The organism is Bacillus sp. SSR7 (assembly GCF_055902415.1).
The window spans coordinates 86,512-103,799 of record NZ_JBVVXV010000014.1 but is presented as its reverse complement, the minus strand read 5'-3'; the positions used below and the strand labels follow the sequence as shown (position 1 = coordinate 103,799).

The 17,288-nt window shown below is 31.3% G+C and carries 22 protein-coding genes and 2 pseudogenes; 6 read left to right on the top strand and 18 right to left on the bottom strand.

Going from position 1 to position 17,288, the window contains the following annotated elements; translation table 11 throughout:
• Nucleotide 1 precedes the first annotated feature (1 nt).
• From AC0NJG_RS21660 to AC0NJG_RS21650, 3 genes are all read right to left on the bottom strand, one after another.
• Nucleotides 2-916 (bottom strand): hypothetical protein, encoded by a 915-nt coding sequence (locus tag AC0NJG_RS21660; RefSeq protein ID WP_474063404.1) that lies wholly within the window; start codon nt 914-916, stop codon nt 2-4.
• Nucleotides 917-1,267 carry a PrgI family protein gene (locus AC0NJG_RS21655; protein ID WP_087983626.1) on the bottom strand — a complete coding sequence of 117 codons (351 nt, stop codon included), beginning with the start codon at nt 1,265-1,267 and terminating at the stop codon, nt 917-919.
• A 66-nt stretch (nt 1,268-1,333) separates the two neighbouring features.
• Nucleotides 1,334-1,753, bottom strand: coding sequence for a hypothetical protein (locus AC0NJG_RS21650; RefSeq protein ID WP_474063403.1), 420 nt, complete (start codon nt 1,751-1,753; stop codon nt 1,334-1,336).
• A gap of 427 nt (nt 1,754-2,180) precedes the next feature.
• On the opposite strand from AC0NJG_RS21650, the pseudogene AC0NJG_RS21645 reads away from it, so the two are divergent.
• Nucleotides 2,181-2,252: pseudogene (locus AC0NJG_RS21645) on the top strand (DUF3956 family protein); the annotation flags it as partial.
• A 142-nt stretch (nt 2,253-2,394) separates the two neighbouring features.
• Here AC0NJG_RS21645 and AC0NJG_RS21640 read toward each other — a convergent pair.
• Nucleotides 2,395-2,586, bottom strand: coding sequence for a hypothetical protein (locus tag AC0NJG_RS21640; RefSeq protein ID WP_243501005.1), 192 nt, complete (start codon nt 2,584-2,586; stop codon nt 2,395-2,397).
• A gap of 346 nt (nt 2,587-2,932) precedes the next feature.
• The gene (locus tag AC0NJG_RS21635) at nt 2,933-3,211 is read right to left on the bottom strand and encodes a hypothetical protein (protein ID WP_087953947.1); all 279 of its coding nucleotides are present in this window, start codon (nt 3,209-3,211) and stop codon (nt 2,933-2,935) included.
• Between the two features lie 180 nt (nt 3,212-3,391).
• On the opposite strand from AC0NJG_RS21635, the gene AC0NJG_RS21630 reads away from it, so the two are divergent.
• From AC0NJG_RS21630 to AC0NJG_RS21620, 3 genes are all read left to right on the top strand, one after another.
• Nucleotides 3,392-3,556 (top strand): hypothetical protein, encoded by a 165-nt coding sequence (locus AC0NJG_RS21630; protein WP_166689762.1) that lies wholly within the window; start codon nt 3,392-3,394, stop codon nt 3,554-3,556.
• 1,242 nt (nt 3,557-4,798) lie between these two features.
• Complete coding sequence (locus AC0NJG_RS21625; protein ID WP_474063439.1) at nt 4,799-5,011, top strand: hypothetical protein; 213 nt, start codon at nt 4,799-4,801, stop codon at nt 5,009-5,011.
• Between the two features lie 782 nt (nt 5,012-5,793).
• Nucleotides 5,794-6,267, top strand: a complete 474-nt coding sequence (locus AC0NJG_RS21620; protein WP_474063402.1) for a CDI toxin immunity protein — start codon at nt 5,794-5,796, stop codon at nt 6,265-6,267.
• A 299-nt stretch (nt 6,268-6,566) separates the two neighbouring features.
• Here AC0NJG_RS21620 and AC0NJG_RS21615 read toward each other — a convergent pair whose 3' ends face one another.
• Nucleotides 6,567-6,704 carry a hypothetical protein gene (locus tag AC0NJG_RS21615; protein ID WP_474063401.1) on the bottom strand — a complete coding sequence of 46 codons (138 nt, stop codon included), beginning with the start codon at nt 6,702-6,704 and terminating at the stop codon, nt 6,567-6,569.
• Between the two features lie 369 nt (nt 6,705-7,073).
• Here AC0NJG_RS21615 and AC0NJG_RS21610 point away from each other — a divergent pair, with 369 nt between their 5' ends.
• On the top strand, nt 7,074-8,459 hold the full coding sequence (locus AC0NJG_RS21610) for an erythromycin esterase family protein (RefSeq protein ID WP_474063400.1): 1,386 nt from the start codon (nt 7,074-7,076) through the stop codon (nt 8,457-8,459).
• Between the two features lie 232 nt (nt 8,460-8,691).
• Here AC0NJG_RS21610 and AC0NJG_RS21605 read toward each other — a convergent pair whose 3' ends face one another.
• From AC0NJG_RS21605 to AC0NJG_RS21585, 5 genes and pseudogenes are all read right to left on the bottom strand, one after another.
• Nucleotides 8,692-9,438, bottom strand: a complete 747-nt coding sequence (locus AC0NJG_RS21605) for a YrrS family protein (RefSeq protein ID WP_173601873.1) — start codon at nt 9,436-9,438, stop codon at nt 8,692-8,694.
• Between the two features lie 236 nt (nt 9,439-9,674).
• Nucleotides 9,675-10,109, bottom strand: a complete 435-nt coding sequence (locus tag AC0NJG_RS21600) for a sodium:proton symporter (protein ID WP_087953952.1) — start codon at nt 10,107-10,109, stop codon at nt 9,675-9,677.
• Nucleotides 10,110-11,166: 1,057 nt separating this feature from the next.
• Nucleotides 11,167-11,367 (bottom strand): helix-turn-helix transcriptional regulator, encoded by a 201-nt coding sequence (locus AC0NJG_RS21595; protein ID WP_071758049.1) that lies wholly within the window; start codon nt 11,365-11,367, stop codon nt 11,167-11,169.
• Nucleotides 11,357-11,708, bottom strand: a pseudogene (locus tag AC0NJG_RS21590) (DUF3796 domain-containing protein). The gene AC0NJG_RS21595 and the pseudogene AC0NJG_RS21590 overlap by 11 nt, the downstream one beginning before the upstream one ends.
• Before the next feature lie 194 nt (nt 11,709-11,902).
• A complete protein-coding gene (locus tag AC0NJG_RS21585) occupies nt 11,903-12,157 on the bottom strand; it encodes a hypothetical protein (RefSeq protein WP_474063399.1) in 255 nt (84 codons plus the stop codon).
• Between the two features lie 403 nt (nt 12,158-12,560).
• Here AC0NJG_RS21585 and AC0NJG_RS21580 point away from each other — a divergent pair, with 403 nt between their 5' ends.
• Nucleotides 12,561-12,671, top strand: a complete 111-nt coding sequence (locus tag AC0NJG_RS21580) for a YjcZ family sporulation protein (protein WP_087953954.1) — start codon at nt 12,561-12,563, stop codon at nt 12,669-12,671.
• Nucleotides 12,672-13,081: 410 nt separating this feature from the next.
• On the opposite strand, the gene AC0NJG_RS21575 is transcribed toward AC0NJG_RS21580, so the two are convergent.
• From AC0NJG_RS21575 to AC0NJG_RS21545, 7 genes are all read right to left on the bottom strand, one after another.
• A complete protein-coding gene (locus tag AC0NJG_RS21575) occupies nt 13,082-13,360 on the bottom strand; it encodes an ArsR/SmtB family transcription factor (RefSeq protein ID WP_173601987.1) in 279 nt (92 codons plus the stop codon).
• Between the two features lie 1,008 nt (nt 13,361-14,368).
• Nucleotides 14,369-14,992: a hypothetical protein gene (locus tag AC0NJG_RS21570; RefSeq protein WP_474063398.1), complete on the bottom strand. Its 624-nt coding sequence runs from the start codon at nt 14,990-14,992 to the stop codon at nt 14,369-14,371.
• The gene (locus AC0NJG_RS21565) at nt 14,989-15,534 is read right to left on the bottom strand and encodes a hypothetical protein (RefSeq protein ID WP_087953956.1); all 546 of its coding nucleotides are present in this window, start codon (nt 15,532-15,534) and stop codon (nt 14,989-14,991) included. The genes AC0NJG_RS21570 and AC0NJG_RS21565 overlap by 4 nt, the downstream gene beginning before the upstream one ends.
• A 92-nt stretch (nt 15,535-15,626) precedes the next feature.
• A complete protein-coding gene (locus AC0NJG_RS21560; protein ID WP_000879950.1) occupies nt 15,627-15,827 on the bottom strand; it encodes a hypothetical protein in 201 nt (66 codons plus the stop codon).
• Between the two features lie 72 nt (nt 15,828-15,899).
• The gene (locus AC0NJG_RS21555; protein ID WP_000879951.1) at nt 15,900-16,103 is read right to left on the bottom strand and encodes a hypothetical protein; all 204 of its coding nucleotides are present in this window, start codon (nt 16,101-16,103) and stop codon (nt 15,900-15,902) included.
• Nucleotides 16,104-16,175: 72 nt separating this feature from the next.
• Entirely contained in the window at nt 16,176-16,379 is a 204-nt protein-coding gene (locus AC0NJG_RS21550) for a hypothetical protein (protein ID WP_087953957.1), read from the bottom strand.
• Nucleotides 16,380-16,421: 42 nt separating this feature from the next.
• Nucleotides 16,422-17,288: a hypothetical protein gene (locus AC0NJG_RS21545; RefSeq protein WP_087953958.1), complete on the bottom strand. Its 867-nt coding sequence runs from the start codon at nt 17,286-17,288 to the stop codon at nt 16,422-16,424.

Sequence of the window (17,288 nt, the reverse complement as noted above, 5' to 3'; positions counted from 1 at the left end):
TTTACGCCACCCCATTATTTGATTTTTCTGTTTTTTCTTCCGCTAGCACTTTCTTTAGTAACTCTAGTTTTCTCTCATTCGTTTCACCTGTTGAATATAGGGAGAAATTCTCATTTTCAATTAAGTCCTGGAAACGCGCTTTTACAGCTTTACGACGGTTAAACGCTACGTATAAGAGTTCTATTAATTTATCTTTCGTTAACATTTCTACATTAATTTTTGCTTTCGATAATAGATTTCTAGAAGCATTATAGCGACGATATAATTCGTTAAATGCCTTATCTACAATCTTTTCCTCTAACTCGTCCTCTGTATCAGCAGTAATCGTACTAATATCCACCTTGTATGGATAAATTAAATATCGTTTTTGTTCATATCGAGGTTGCGAACGTTGCCAGTACTCTAAGTTATCGATAACTTCTTGCCCATATAGTACTGTCTCTGGTGTAAGGTCCTTCGCACCTTTCATCGTTTCTGTCATTTTTCGTACAGGATCTGTTAAATCTACAAACTTACTTTGAATATATACTTTTGTATTGAACTCTAATGTGGTTAACCATGATTCAATTTTGATATCAATCGCTTCTTGTTCCATATTGGAGAGTAAGTAATAGTTAACTGGATGCGCTTCCGCAATCAGGACAAATGTATCATCATGATACCGAATCATATGATTATCAATTTCTTTAATGTCTTCTACAAAAGCACTGAAAAAATCAACATTATCCTCATTAATTTCCGATTCAGCAGGCATATTCTTTTTATTCTTCTTTCCACTTTTTTCTGCTGTATGTTTCTCTACTCCGCCTTGCCTTTTTCCCTTTTTCTTAGACCCAAACAGCGGTTTTCCATTCATTTTCCGATAAAAGAAAAATCCTACAATGGCTATCGCCGCAAAATATATCATTTCCAACATTTATAAATTCTCCTTTGCCCATGTAGTTGGCTCGTACCCTTTTCTCCACTTGCCTTTTTCGGAACGACTACGCATTTTGATAAGTAAAAATCTATCTAGATACATGTGTTGTTTTTCTTTATAAATAAAAGCAAACGCTATTACACCAACTACCGTTGGTAGTGCTAAGATTAAGCAAATAAAAAATGCTACTACCGCATCAATAGGTGCAAATAGCCGCCATAAAAATGGTACATATAAATAAAGAGCCGCACCGCCACCTAATAGATAAATCAATTGGCGTTTACTTAATACACCTAACAACGTTTTTTGTTCCGAAGTCATGTCAACAGGAACAGTTACTTTTCTCATATTGTTTCCTCCCTTGTATAAGAGAAGCTCTCCCCAAATGGAGGAGAGCTTGTACAAACTCTTATGTTAGATTGTTGTAACCCATGCAGCGATGTCGTACGCTTTGATCATGACAAAGCCTCCAATTGCCGCGCAAGCTAAACCAATCATAGCTTGTGTACGGTTTTCAGGGTTCTTCCCTTGGGCACCTGAGAGTTTGATACTTGCGAATACAACACAAGCAACTACCCAAATACCTCCAAAACCAATTAATGTTTTTACAAGGGTATTCATGCTATCTTGGACAGTTGCAGCATTCGAACCACTACTGTTCTTACCAAGCCCTCCCTTAAAACTATCTTTTGCCAGTAAAAAATCTCCTACTGATGTTGTCATAAGTTTTGCAGACAACCAATTCAACATAATTCCTGCACCTCCGGGTGATTTTGCTCGCAAAATGCAAAAAGACCCCAATATACGCACACGTCCCCTAAGGACATGGCGCATATTGAGGTCTTCTCTTATATGCGAACTGATTAATTTTTTATTTTATTATAAAATCTTATTACGTTCATATTATAGCAATACGATTTTAAAAATACAACCCCTTATTTACACCTTTATTATTTTTTAACCTCTTGGTTTGGATCGTACCATACCATTTGAATTTGAAAAATATCACTATCCTTCAGACCTAAAACATTCTTAAACAGACTATAATTAGAAGCAGATACTATGTTCAATATTAGGGCATAAATCCGCTTTTTTCTTACATGATATATTCCATAATTAGAGGTTGAAAGTATGGTCTATTACGGTTTTGATACAATTACTTTACAAATACCAGGTTTTAAAGTAATAAAATACGAGCATAAAGATGTTTCGGATATTGGGAAAATACCATTAGAAACACATTAAAAGGGGTACGGAAACAATTGCTAGATTAGAGATTTCTCTTCAAGTAGCTTTAGCTCTAAGAGTGCTTGGAATACCAATCTGTGATTAATTACCACATCCAAAAAAGAGGGCATTAGCTCTCTTTTTTATTTCCCTCTTATCTTTCCTTAACAACAAACAAGACGCCGCCCAGATCGCGGCAGCGCCTACAATAACTGCTATAAACTTAATCAAACTTATTTACCTTTACATTATTTATTTCTTTGCTTCCATACCCCATTCTCTTTACGATAAGTATTCTTGCCATTCATGAAGTCAGCTGTATTACCCGGAATGCTATATTTTTTATTCTTTTTCTTAGCTTTCTTCTTCATCCTTTTCTCTTCTTGAATAGCTTGCAAATCCGCCTTCCATTGTTTCAACAAATTCTTTTCACGTCGCATCGAATTTGTACCTCTTGGTTTAAATGTAAATCAAATAATTAGATTCTCCCTATTTATATACTCATTTAAACCAAATGTCCATCTTGTTCTTATTCTCGTTTAATATATACCAATTTATGTTTTTCCTTCTAAATAGACCAACAATATATAAAAATCTCCTATATACCCAAGGAGGTTTACCACGCTTAATTTCCAAAATATTACCCATCTTAGGATTCTTTTGGTTTTTATACGGTTTCATCGGTATCATCTTTTATTGCTTATTACTGTGTAGGAACAAATCGTATAAATATATGTTTAATATGTAATTTTTATATAACAAAGGAAAAGCACCCGTATTGGATGCTTAATGTATACTAATATTAATATTGAATAGCTTCATTGATAGACTTTCTAGAACAATAAATATACTAGCTGAAACTGATCTATATCCGATATTCTTTCCTGTAACATTAATAGTAATCTCCTCTAAATGGGTTTTCACATCGTCTTTTTCAAAAATTTTGTCTTCAACCTTTTCAACTATTGCTACATTATCTACTTCTTTAAAAGTTTTCAGTAATTTTGCTTCTAATAAGGTAAAATCAAAATTTTCATCTTTAACCACATCAAATTTAATTTTCATTTTTCTTTCCCCATTTTTAACTAGTTGATATATAAACATCTATATAATTATATATATTTGTATTAAATAATTCAAAAAATATGTTTTGTTAACTTAATCATAGTTAACCCATCTAATAGAGAGAAATAAAATGGTAATTAATATATAATTAAGTTATCCAAATATTAGGTGGTGATGCAAATGACGGAAACAATTCGAATTGCTCTTTTCACTCTTGTAGGAATAAGTGCCATATTTTCTGTAATCAAAGAATTTCAAAAACCAGAAAAAAGAAAGTTTTGGATTACATTCGAAACTTTAATTCTGGTCGGGGCAGCCTGGATGTTAATAGGACTTCTTATGTAACCTGTATAATTAGCACACCCCTCTTGAATAAAACTAAACATTCTGTCAATACTGTATATGACATTAGATTTTCTCCTTGTTCCCCCTTGGAGAACTGAGCAGTTAGCATTTGCTAGCTGTTCTTTTTGGATTCATCGTCACATTATGATAAAATGGTCATATATTATCTCGAAGAAAAAAATACTAATTTATTTTTTGCTATCTCACTTTTCCCTTAAAGAGCACTTTTTAAAAGTGCTCTTTTTAGGTTCACTGGAATAAAACTTAATATTTTGTCAATAATATAGATAGGCGATGGCCATAACTCATTTAATGAAGTCCCTAACCTTTCTCCTTTCCCCCTTGGAGAACCAGCTGAGCAGTTAGTTTTTGTTAGCTGCTCTTTTATTTATGAAAACAGGTAAAATCTTTTATAATAATTCTTCTTTATTTCTCAATATGAGAAGCCTTGGATTTCCATTAACACTCCTGTAGTATATAAACAAAGAGTAAGGTAAGAGTTACTCTTTGCCATTTTAGAAGGGGTTCTGTTGGAGACAACAGGACCTTTTTTCATATAGAGATAGTTTTGTTTAATTTTTCACCATTAGCCACAAAAATATCTTATAATCGTTATATAATAAATTAAAATAAATGATTAGGAGTAGATCAAATGCCAGTTACACTTGAACTTATTCTTTTCATTCTTCTAGCAATTAGTGCTGTTGGGTATTTGGTAAAAGAATTTCAAAAAACTAGGAAAAGAACACTTGGAATTTTCCTAGAATTCTTAGTTCTTTTCTGGTCAATATGGAGAATATCGACTATTATAATCTAATTTATAAAACATAAACTCCTTCGAATAAAAACCAACATTATGTCCATAATGTTGATAGGCTGTATGCCAAAATTCATTTAGTTTTCTCTGTATCTCCTTGTATTGAGCAGTTAGCTTTTGCTAGCTGTTCTTTTATTTGTGACCTTTATAGACAAGTTTTCATATAATGTAGTCATTCCTTTCTTATAAATTAAGCTCGTCACTTAGGCTATAAAAATAGGATTATATCCTATAACCTTTTCAGAAACCATTCATATTTTATTTCTGAAAAAGTTGCTCTGTTTTATAAAAAGGTGGTTGCAGAAACGATCACCTTTTTATTTATGACAAAATGAAATTTTTTAAAGCTTCATTACAAAGTATTCTATAAATGGTTCAAATTGGTATAATAAATATAGGTAAAAACAACTAAAGTTAATATAACAATAAATAGATATTTTAACTTCATTTCACTTTTCTTCACTGTACTTGTAATAATCAATCTTACAAATATACATACGAAGTACCAATTCTTTATAGGAGTATCTGTAGCACTGTATGTAACTATTATTTCTACAAATGGAACTATAAAATTCCTTGCTACTTGTAGCTTATTGGTTTACGGATTTACTGCTTTGACTTATTTAAGTATAGCTTGATAAAATTCAATTTCCCTTTGTGTTAAACTAACGTTTTTGTTTAAGATAATAGTTTCAGATTGGTTGGACGCATTTACCAATTTATTCACCGCTAAATCCATGTTAAAATCTCTTGTGAGTACGACATAACTCAATCTTATGAAGCCCTGTAACATTTTCTGCGGGGCTTCTTTTTTCAACAAGGCGTTAGTTAATTGTGCTGACTACCTTGATTTACAAAATCACTTTTTGTTCACTTTTTTGATACATTTATGAAACATTCATGTGTTATCTTCAGTACGTTCTTTTCTTTTTATAATGTCGTGTGAGATATACCATGACTAGAAGCCCTAGCCCCCTAATCCTAGGGCTTCTATATTTAAATAAGGATTTTGTATATTTTATTCATTTCGCTTAAACATTATACATACTTAATATATAAATACACTTTACGATCCCTTTGTGAAACATCACGTGTTTCACATACAACACTTTTTAATGGCCTCTTATCTTTCCGTAAGGGGCCCTTTTTTTAAATAACTATTTTGTTTAAATTCACCTTAATTTCCATCAAATTTTCTTAACATTCTAATTAGCAACTGTATTATATGATTAAGCTATTTATATGAGAGGTGATTATTATGAACTGGAATGAAAAATACAATCCAAAGTATCTCTTTTACCGTATGTATAGTTATATTTATAAAGCCTTTGTTTAATTTATATTATAAAAATTCATTTTCATAAGGACTTCCCTGATATGCTATACTCATTCATAAATAATTGTATAAGGAATGTTAATAATGGATGATAGATCGTCAAGACAATGGAAAATACAACAAAAGTTAAGAGAACTGAAAACAAAAAACAGAAATGATACAAACCCTTTGTTTAATGAATGCCTTGAATCCCTAGGAAACGAAACTTTCATTTTCTCTCAAGAAAAAAGCCAGCAGATTGTTACTACTTTAATTAACTCATTTCCTTTAACTGGCTCAGGAAGAGTAGATTGGGAACAGATAGACAGTCAATTAATAGCTTCAAACAAAGAACAACTAATTTCCCTTATTAAAGCAAACCAACTTGATTTTGATGAACAGATTTTTATAATATGGGATAATTTTAAAATCCCTGTAGTAAGTACAAATCTTGATAAAGTATTCCAATCACTAGTTGACGTAGAGGCAGTCAGTTTTTATTACCGGCTATTAGATAAAGAATATAGATTCGTAATTGAAATAAACGATGAAGAATTGATTAAAGTTGGGTTTCGCTAATACCCCAAGCATATTTCCTTACTCTACAGTTCTACAAAATTCAAATTTTGTTTTAATCAAATACTTCAATCAGTTGTAAAGGTTACATAAAGATTGCTATGATTCAATCTTTATATAATAGAAACGTTATATAATGAATTTCAAAAAAACAAATTTGCAACGACATAACTCTAAGCTAGGAGCAAACCCTAGCCTGTTTTATTTAATCTCCATTTTCGGAAGCCTAGCTACCTCTTTTGCTTTCAGAAAGCTCGTCCACCTCAACAAAAATAGTTGGTTCCACTTGGCACGATGATGCCTTAAGCGATTTGATTACCCTTTTCAATTACACTAGCGTGCATGTTTTCTACTTTACATATTTCAAAGTTACCACCCAGTACTCCAACTTCCCCACGGCATCCATTATCACCAGGCTTCGCATACTTTGGCAGATCCACATTTTTTAAACGTTTAATTTTTCACCTCCAATTTTATTTTCCTTTTCTCACTATTCAATCGGATTAAGTAATATTCTATCTTACGAATCTTACTCTCTACTAGAGTTCACTTTGCACCTGCACCGCAGTTTATTTTCCCATTAATTACCGCCTTTTGATTCACTAATTAACTTAGGGGGTTCGAATACACCATTCTATATTACTTATCATAATTCTAAAATTAGAAAATATAATCTCTTAAATATAAAGTATTTAGAATATTCAACTTGTTATTTTTAAGATTATTAAGTATTATAAACACGGGGGAAAATAGTAATTTTTGGAAGGTTATTCTACTTTTTTCAAAATATATTTATGGAGGGGAGATATGTGTTTAGAAAGTGGAAAGTAGGTATATTTACTTTTCTCCTAGCATTTACGACGGCTACATTCGTTGTTTCTGCAGAAGAAAAGCCTAAAGGACAACAAAAATGGGAAGACTGGATACAGGAGCATGCAAAAAAATTAAACAACCCTAATGCTCAGACAACTGAAGATTTGTCCTTTTTAAAAGAAACAGTACAAGATAAACGTATTGTTCTTCTTGGTGAAAGTACACATGGTGCCAAAGAAATAAACCAATCTAAAGTACGAATCATTAAGTATTTGCATGAACAAATGGGATATGATGTATTGGCATTTGAATCTGGATTTGCAGAAGCAAATGCTGTTAATCAAAAACTGGACCGATTAACGGCTACTCAAGCCATGATACAATCTTTAGAAAACGTATGGCATACAGAAGAAATTGAGGAGCTGTTTCATTATCTAAAAGAGCAAAAAGAAAAAGGGACTCCACTGATTTTAACTGGATTTGATATTCAAATTTGGTGGGAATCAACTTTCCCACAATTCGCAAAAGAATGGTTAAGGAAAATTAGTCCTGAAATTGCTAATGATGTTGAATTAGCTGATAAAGAATTGGTCGATATAGAGCGGACATTTACCCCAAAAGGTAATCAGTATCCGTATGAACAATATAAAAAGGAGATTCAGCCTGTAATAGACAAATACGAAAGAATTAAAGCATTTATTCAAGAGCATAAAACTGAATTACTCGAGGCCGCGCCAGTTAATACATATGATGTAAATCTATTAGAAAAATCCATTAGTATACGAATTGATACGATTAAAACACATCAAGATGCTAAAGTAAAAGAAAAAAACTTCATATTCTCATCGAATCCAAAAGCGTCCGAGTTCTCATTATATATTCGAGATCAGAAAATGGGACAAACTTTAGCATGGCTAAGTGACATACAATATAAAAACAAAAAAATCATCGTATGGGGACATAACTATCATATTCGGAAGCAAAATTCAAAGATGATACTCGATTTTACTGGTATACAAAAACATAATTTTATAGCACCGAATATGATTGATTACATGCCTAAACGTATTAAGGATCAAATGTACATGGTCGGTGTGTACGCTTATAGTGGCAGCAGCTGGAATAGCGGTATTAGTGAAATAGTTCCTGTAGAAACTGATCACACCGAACAGAGTATTGAAAAAATATTAAGTGCTACACAATACACAAATATATTTGTCAATTTAAAAGGTGAAAGAAACCGTCCAGAAACCTCTTGGATGTTCTCTCCTACTGCGGGAAGATACTGGGGTATGAGAGAATTTGAAGAAATTATGAATCCAATTGAACAATATGATGGTATTCTATGGCTAGATTATATTACACCATCACAAATGAAATAAATAACAGAAATTATATAAATATATAACAAAAAATAATCTATTTCCCTACATAAAGTAGACGCATAGATTATTTTTTTTTATAGATTTCCAAGTTTGTCCGCATCAGAATCTAATAAATGAATCCAAGTAATTAATGTTGTAAAAAACCCAAAAAGAGTCCTGATTGATACGGACTCTTTTTGGGTTTTTTACAAAAGTAAACTTTTAAACACATAATTACAATTTCTATTATTTATTTTACCATCTGAACAGATACTGGTTTCCATCCCTGATTCTCTACCCAATCAATATTAACCTTATATTTTTTATTACTTTGCTTATCTCGTACATTACCATAGGCTTTATTATTACCATTATTTCCAATAAAATCGAAAATCAATTGGCTTTCTGGAACATCAACAGCATAAGAAATTGCTTTTTTCATCTCACTCCAATCTACTGTTCCTTCTTTAAATTTCATTTCAGGTTTTGCTCCTTGCTCTGTACCAATTGGCTTCCAAGAAGAATTAGTTTGAGAACCCTTTTCTTGAGATACCGTTTTTTCTCCCTCTTTATTTTCATTTTCGTTTTCATTCGTTTTTACCGATTTTTCTGCTTTTAGTTTCCCTTCTAGCTGTGCTGCTTCTTTATCTTCACTTTTCTTCTCTTCTATCTTTGTTACTTCTTTATCTTCATTCTTCTCCTTTTCTATATTTAATGTTTCTTTATCTTCATTTTTCTTCTCTTCTATCTTTGATGTTTCTTTATCTTCACTTTTCTTCTCTTCTATCTTTGATATTTCTTTATCTTCACTTTTTTTCTCTTCTATCTTTGTTGCTTTCTTTTCTTGAGCAATTGCTTTCTTTGATGCATCAGAAGGGGTAAACAACTGGTATGTCACTATACCAACTGTCACTAATACCAAAGTAAATGCAATATTAAAAATCGCCTTTTGACGACGATTCTGTTGTTTTTCTTGAAACCTGCTTACTTGTCCCATTCTTTAAACCTCCGTGTTTATTTTCTCCTCTACTCTTTATGTATTATCCCTATAATTCTTAATATTTTTATTAAATAATAGAAATGAACTACACTTTCCATACAGGATTTTATATCATAATAAAATTTATTTTTTTCAAGCATCTGACATATGTTATTCAAAATAGTTTAATACATTAAAAATTGATAAGCTTAGGTACTTAAAAAACCTTTAATTTTATTCAAAGGTGATTCCAATTACTTCCATATTAGATCTTCTGTAGAAAGCTTTTTAACAATTAAGCCTCTTCTTCCCTTATTTATAATTTTCAATTTAAATTTCCCTCTATGGTATAATAATGACGTTTCGTTTTCTAATGGGGTATGTCGTAAAATTAAAAGGGATTTTATCTCTTTTACCTTCTTTTCAGAGTAACTTTCACCACTAGGAAATTCTATTATTCCTAATGTAATCTTTAATTCGCTATCATCACAAAGCCACTCCTTATTAAGTTCCCTTATCTTTTGTATAAAGCTTCTTTTGGTTTTTCCTATATAGAGCAATGTTATATTCTTAGCATCTACTCTAGAAATTGTAAATATCCCCTTCTTAGAAGCTTCTTCTCTATTATAAAAATCATTTATACTATACAATCCATACCATTTAATATGTACTGTTTCTATGAATCTCACCTCATTTTTAGATAATATTATAATTTCTGAATGTTCAAATTATTATGGGTACATAGTCTTGATTACTTGAATTATAAATTGTGCTTTTCAATAATACATTTTCTTATTACTAATTTCAATATATAGTTTAATTACAAGTCTATATAAAAAAACAAAGTGATGTCGTACCAAATATTTTATTTTTCACGATATTAAACTATCGTGAAAAAAGATAGAGCGTTATGAAATAAAATATAATGTGTATGTACGTACATTTTTTTTAAAAGAAACTTTGTAGTTTGCAACTGAATTACAAAAAATATAGATTTTTGGAAACTAAATTGTTAAAAAGGACTACGTAGTTTAGTAGCCCTTTTTAAGTCAAGAAATCTGTATGATTGATGTTTTTACCTGTTAACCTCCGTAATGCATTAATAAGCTTGTTTGGATTTTTAAATGAACAAAAAATATATCTTACAAATAATGTAACAACCATTTAAGTACAGCCTCTGTTTTAGGACCCCTGATTGGTATTTCGGTTAGTGTCATTATTATATTTTAAGATATAATCCCCACATTAAATGGGATTGTAGCAGGAGCAATAGGAGGATTTATGGCATAATGATTGGTATTATGCTATCTCAACCTGAATTGTATATCATTGTAATACTATTAATGATATCGTTTACAGCCACTTTGGTTACCACGAGTCAATGAATTCGTAGTCAACCTGTAAGAATCTACTTCCTTATTTTTAGGTGTCTTCACTACTATCATTCTCTTGTTAACCGTATTTCTCAATTGCCACTGTGCATCAGCTTGATACAATTACATTAGATGGGGTCTAATACATATAGATGGTTCAAGTCGGAGGAAGGATACTCAATGAGTGTCTTTTCTTTATAAAAAAACAATTTACTTTTTCCTTGTATAATTGCTCATATTACTTATAACTTATATGTATTTTTATAAAAAATATTGAGGGTACCCAAATGGTAAATACAAAGACTCCATTTTAAAAAATATTAAATAAAATAGAGTCTCTTGTTAGAAATCTGAATTTAATTTTATACACAGCCTATTCTTCAAACCAAAACAGAACTTCAATAGGTACTTTTAAAACCTTTGCTATATCATAAGTAAGTTTGAATGAAGGATTATATTTTCCATTTTCAAGATTTCCAATTGTTTCCCTTCTAACACCCACCTCTTTGGCTAAATCTTCTTGAGACATATTTAACCTAACTCTATATTCTTTCATTCTAGTCTTAAGTGGCATCTTGCATTCCTTTCTTTTCTCTACGCTCAAATATCTCTAAATTAATTATAAATGTGCCTAAAGGTATGAAAACTGAAATTATAACGAATAACCGAATTATATGTAAATTTTCTAATATAAAAACACTTAAGAGTAGTATACTGCCTAGTACTAGTGCTACGAAAAAAGCTCTTGTAGCAGCGATCCTAACATGCAGCATAAAAAGCTCATCTGGTACTACTTTTGCATATGTGAAGAAGAAAAAGAAACCGAAAAAATAATATGCCCACGAAATATTACCTAAAAATGTAAACGGACCTAAAAAAAACAAGAAGCCCTAAATATGCTAATTTATTTTTCATACAAACCTCCTATGTGATAATAAAAAGGACTGAAAACAGTACACCGTCTTTCTAAACGTCATGAATTCATCTAAAAGTTACACCAATATTACTTAACGTGGTAAAATAATAGTTGGATGGGAGTCCAATATATATTATTCAAATTAAGATGGTTCAAGTCGGAGAAAGGACACTCATTGAGTGTCCTTTCTTTTTTAACAATATTCAGGTTCATATAACCCGTATAACTGTCCATCCTTTATAACAGTTCCTTTTAAATAATGTTTTATTCCACCTTTTATCACTACCATAGGCATATCTTCTTTTTTAGCATAAGGAAAAGCCTTATAATCACATGATGCAGCAATTGACTTCTTACTATTATCAGTATCTAAAGCTGCGGATGCTCCTGTAGCACCAGACAGCATAAGCCCAGTTGCTAAAGCTCCTAATACTAATTTCTTAAACATAATAATTCCCCCTTTAATAGTTTTTATAACTTACAGCTTAAATGTATCACTTCTGTAATTAATGTAAATATCTTGAATATGTAGAAATATTTATTTGTTTTTTGGTAATATTAGGATTTTATTTTATCAAATGAAAAATAGAGGGATTTAGAGAAGTATGTAACAATGCATAATAAATCAATCGGATATTATGATATACTCACAAGGAGCTGATACAAAATTTCTTTAGATTGGAAAACTCAAATCTTATCTACCTATGGAAAAGGCGCCTAATGGCGTCTTTTCTTTATTTTCAAAAGGACCTGCTCATTTCTTTCTTCAAAACATAAGGTAAAATGAACCCGTTAAAATCCATGGAATGAATCCTGGGTTTCCCCCCTTATCTAAAGGAGGAACTATTGTTATGGGATATAGTGGTAGTTGTGGAAAAGGCTGCGGTTTTGCTGGAGGCTTTGCTTTACTCGTTGTACTCTTTATACTATTAATCATTATCGGATGCAGTTGCTTCTGCTAAAAAACTATTGGAAAAGACACCTTAAGGTGTCTTTTCTCTTGTACATTATAAGCTCATTAATTTTTATTTACGTTTAATATAATCTCTGAAGTAGTATTACATTAATACCTCATATACATATCAAAAAGAAGAGATGCGTTAACATCCCTTCTAATACCTACTATTAGGGTAGTGATATATCATTTATTTTTTACGAATCCCATCCCTATCCTTCCAAATTGAAAGCAGGGATAACCAATTGCCCCCAGAATAAACAGTTACCTTTATTCTTTCATACTGGTACAATCTCATTAATATAAAATAACCCACCTATTCTTCAAGGAGAACTATATGTAATTTTGGACTTGGACTTGTATACAATTAAATCATAAAAAAACTTTAAGTATCATTTATATATAAAGTAATTAAAACTAACTTAATAACCCTAAAACCTTAATAATCTCAATTATTTTATCATCTTTTATTCTACAATAAAGCCTTTTCCCCAAACGTTCACTAATTACAATATTTCCAGAAGTTAATTTACGCAAATGTTGTACAATTAAATCTTCCGGAATTTTTGTTTTCTTACTTAGATCAGAAACTGACAAAGGTCCATATGTAATCAATTTACAAACCATTGATAATCGAGTAGGATTCCCTAATAACTCTAAAACTTTTATATTTTCTGTATAGAAACCAATGTCCAAATCAAAAGCCCTTAGCAAATCTTCCAACCTCCTAAAATAAGACAGATAACAACCAGAATATCTTAACATAAAAACAGTACTAACAACCCTGAAATATATCAATTGTCCATTGAGAAAAATAATATTCGGATGAAATTCCAATATATATTTTTAAAATTAAAGTGGTTCTAGTCGGAGGAAGGCACCTTAGTGTGTCTTTTCAATGAAAAACATCAAAAAAAACGGTCTAAATCTAGACCATTTTTATCTTATAATTACTTAAATTCAAATGTAATTTCGTTATATTTTTTCTCGATCTACATCATCTGCTATCAGCCAAATTAATTGTTCCTTATAACCTTTAGCCAGTAACCATTTCAATTTCTTTTAAACTATTACATATGTTTGTACCATGCTTTGTTAATTCGTTTAAACTCCATGGGTTTTGAAGTTTTAGACTTTTCCCTTAGTGAACTCAAATTTTTAGAACATCCTATAATATTTAGACAGAATGTAGCCAATAAACAAAATATTATTAAATTCTTCAATTAGCCACTTCTAACTCTCTTTCGTATAAAATAAACGCCTTCGAAATTATTCATATGAAAATCAAAAGAAACTTATATTAGATTACACGGTAGAAAATATTCTTATACTCATATATTGTTACATTTGAGCCTGCCAGTGGTACAAAAAGAAGCTATCATCTATTAAATAAAATTCAACTTTGTGTAAAAGTCAATACAATCCTCTATTTTTTCAATTGATAGCCTGTACCATTTTTCTGCCATGCACCTTATAAACTATTCCCTCTTCATCTCCTAAAACATTTCATTCTAGTAAAAATATATTTTTCAACTTTAATTGTTCCTTTAATTTTTTCCGTTTCGATAAAATGACTATTTAACATCCGTAGCAAGCAACCTACGTAATTAATCCACTCAATAAAAGATATGCGAATACAAACAGCATATTAATAAGTTTCCCTACAATAACTAAACTACTTAGTTTTTTCTTCTGTCTTTTTATTTACCTTAAAGTAATCCATTCATAGCTTGCCCACTCTTTTGGTTTCTTATCATACTTGATTCGACCAGTCGTACAGAATGAAGCAATCGTCCATTGTATAAGGTTCATCCTTGCATATGGATCAATACAATCCTCTATTTTTTTCAATTGATAGCCTGTACTATTTTTCTGCCAAATTGTATATAATCGAAAATGTGTTGTTGTAACAAGTCTAGCTTTTGTTGTAACTTGCCATTTTGCGATTTTAGTTAAATCTTCTTTTACTTTTCTTTCATACTCTTGTTTTACTACTTTATAACCTTTCTCCTTATTGATTAATCCATTTGAGAATGCAAAAGGCATTTGATGCACCTCATAGACTGTCCCTTCTTCATCTCCTAAAATATTTGATTCTACCAGAAATATATTTTTTAGTTTTAACTGTTCTGTTAATTCTTTTCCATTCCGATAAAAAGATTTTTTTATCCTCTGTAGTAAGATAACCTGCACAATTAATCCAATTAATAAAGGATATGCTAATACCAATAACATATTAATAAACATGTTTAGAATGAGAACTCCTATAAGCACAAATATTGTAAAGTAAATATATTTTTCTCTTTGATGAATGATTCTACTGTTCAAGCCAAGATACCTCCGTTGTGATATACAGTAAACGCAACATAAACTAGTGCTCCTAATAAAATAGAACAAGCACCTGGAAAGCTCTGTATCAGCTGTATTTCTTTCCTAGGTAGTTTTGCACCAAATATAGAAGCAGCATGCTCTAATTGGTCTTTAATTGCTCCTATAAATCCTAAAACATTAATTAACCGATACATACTGGCAATCCAAAAGAATAGTAAATGGAAAGCTGTTAGTGTAATTGCGGTAAACACAGCCGATTCTTCTACTACATTGCTAATGTATAAAGCTACTACCACAAGCATTTTCGTATCACCAGGTGAAGAAAATTTAAATGTCTCCAACAATAAACCACATGCTAATGCCATGGCTAGTACAATCACAATCTCTTTCCCTGTTCTTATTCCAGTAAAATACGTGGTTCCTATTCCAAAAATTAAGAATAGTAGGTGCCACATATTCTTTGTTTTTCTATATTTTAAATCAGTAAATACATTTAGGAACATATAACTTAGTAGTAATCCTATAATATACAAAGACACTTTCTTCTCTCCTTTTCTGAATCCGCTTATATTTGTTGTTTAAAAAAGGGAACTACTTTAGAGTAGCCCCCTGTTTACTATTCAATTTATATTTAGTTCCAAGAATCTACATCTGCATTTTTTGATGCTTTTGTGAATCGAGCCAGAATTGTATCATACCCACCTTGGATTGCTTTCCATACAAATGGGCCAATTACTAGCACAATAATTACCGCTAACGCGATTAACATTCCGTTTTCTGATGACAACTGTGAATCCTCATTTTTTAACCAATTTTTCATTTTTGCTAACATTGCATTTCGTCTCCTTTATATACCGATTTTAAGAATATATACTAATAAGAAATTACCTACCTAAATTCCCCATCAGTTGTTCCAAGAATTCACATCTGCATTTTTCGATGCTTTTGTGAATCGAGCTAGAATCGTATCATAGCCACCTTGAATTGCTTTCCATACGAATGGGCCAATCACTAATACGATAATTACCGCAAGAGCAATTAACATACCATTTTCTGATGATAATTGTGAGTCTTCATTTTTTAACCAGTTCTTCATTTTTGCTAACATGTTATTTATTCTCCTTTATATATCGATTTTAAGAATCTACTAAAATAAGAAATTGCCTACCTAAAGCCTCTATTAGTTGTTCCAAGAATTCACATCTGCATTGCTTGATGCTTTTGTAAATCGAGCTAGAATTGTATCATATCCACCTTGGATTGCTTTCCATACAAATGGGCCAATTACTAGCACAATAATTACCGCCAAAGCGATTAACATACCATTTTCTGATGATAATTGTGAGTCTTCGTTTTTTAACCAATTCTTCATTTTTGTTAACATGTGCGTTGCTCCTCTTCTTATTCAATTTGGGATACTAGCTTCTTATATACTTGCAAATCCTTGCATTAAGGATTGAATAACAATAACCATTGGATAAATTACAATACAGCCAATAACGGCAACGTTAAATTTATTCATTTCCATTGGTTTATTTTGAATGAGACGATTATAGTTCTCATGTTTTAACTCACGCATCATTTTAATTTGTGCATCCATAATGCGAAGACTTTGTACCTTGTCCGTTTTTTGCGCTTGTTGCAATGCAATCGTAAAGGTATTTACTTCTGGACTATTTAAGGCTGCTGCGAAGTTTCGAAATGGTTGATCCGAACCCGCATACATTTCTAATTCCGCTGTAAGGGTAGATACATACGGCCGAAGATGTCTCCCAGCATATATCTGCGCCTTTTTTACTGCTTCTAATGTTGTATGTGTTTTTAACAACTGCAGCATTGGAATTAGATACTCTGGTAATTCGAACTTCCTTGCTTCTATCGCCTGCTTGATTCTTTTCTTTAATAGATAATCAGGATAGAAATAAAGCAGTGGTGAAATTAAAACGCCTATTTTAAATAAGTAGTAATCATGAAATACCGTACATATCAAGAAAACAGAGGTGAAAATGACAGGATACGCAACTTTCATTTTCAGATATTCTTCTGGTTTCGTATCCAAACCAGCTTCTTCTAACTTTTTCTGGATCAGCTCTTTCTTTTCTTCTGTCAGATACTTATGTGATAACGACTGGAAGGGAGCGAGCATCATTTGATTTAAATTCTTTTTTTCAATTCGTTTTGCGTTTTCTACATAGTTTGTAAGTAGGCTACCGCTGTCTTTTTTACTTTGTAGAAAGGTAGAGAATACCCAGTACATGACAACGAATACCACTAAAACTAGAATCGTAGCCAA

Bases quoted from the DNA above. Each gene is read 5' to 3' on its own strand.
- AC0NJG_RS21660 (WP_474063404.1), bottom strand. From the start codon at position 916: ATGTTGGAAATGATATATTTTGCGGCGATAGCCATTGTAGGATTTTTC.
- AC0NJG_RS21655 (WP_087983626.1), bottom strand. From the start codon at position 1,267: ATGAGAAAAGTAACTGTTCCTGTTGACATGACTTCGGAACAAAAAACG.
- AC0NJG_RS21650 (WP_474063403.1), bottom strand. From the start codon at position 1,753: ATGCGCCATGTCCTTAGGGGACGTGTGCGTATATTGGGGTCTTTTTGC.
- AC0NJG_RS21640 (WP_243501005.1), bottom strand. From the start codon at position 2,586: ATGCGACGTGAAAAGAATTTGTTGAAACAATGGAAGGCGGATTTGCAA.
- AC0NJG_RS21635 (WP_087953947.1), bottom strand. From the start codon at position 3,211: ATGAAAATTAAATTTGATGTGGTTAAAGATGAAAATTTTGATTTTACC.
- AC0NJG_RS21630 (WP_166689762.1), top strand. From the start codon at position 3,392: ATGACGGAAACAATTCGAATTGCTCTTTTCACTCTTGTAGGAATAAGT.
- AC0NJG_RS21620 (WP_474063402.1), top strand. From the start codon at position 5,794: ATGGATGATAGATCGTCAAGACAATGGAAAATACAACAAAAGTTAAGA.
- AC0NJG_RS21605 (WP_173601873.1), bottom strand. From the start codon at position 9,438: ATGGGACAAGTAAGCAGGTTTCAAGAAAAACAACAGAATCGTCGTCAA.
- AC0NJG_RS21595 (WP_071758049.1), bottom strand. From the start codon at position 11,367: ATGCCACTTAAGACTAGAATGAAAGAATATAGAGTTAGGTTAAATATG.
- AC0NJG_RS21585 (WP_474063399.1), bottom strand. From the start codon at position 12,157: ATGTTTAAGAAATTAGTATTAGGAGCTTTAGCAACTGGGCTTATGCTG.
- AC0NJG_RS21580 (WP_087953954.1), top strand. From the start codon at position 12,561: ATGGGATATAGTGGTAGTTGTGGAAAAGGCTGCGGTTTTGCTGGAGGC.
- AC0NJG_RS21560 (WP_000879950.1), bottom strand. From the start codon at position 15,827: ATGTTAGCAAAAATGAAAAATTGGTTAAAAAATGAGGATTCACAGTTG.
- AC0NJG_RS21555 (WP_000879951.1), bottom strand. From the start codon at position 16,103: ATGTTAGCAAAAATGAAGAACTGGTTAAAAAATGAAGACTCACAATTA.
- AC0NJG_RS21550 (WP_087953957.1), bottom strand. From the start codon at position 16,379: ATGTTAACAAAAATGAAGAATTGGTTAAAAAACGAAGACTCACAATTA.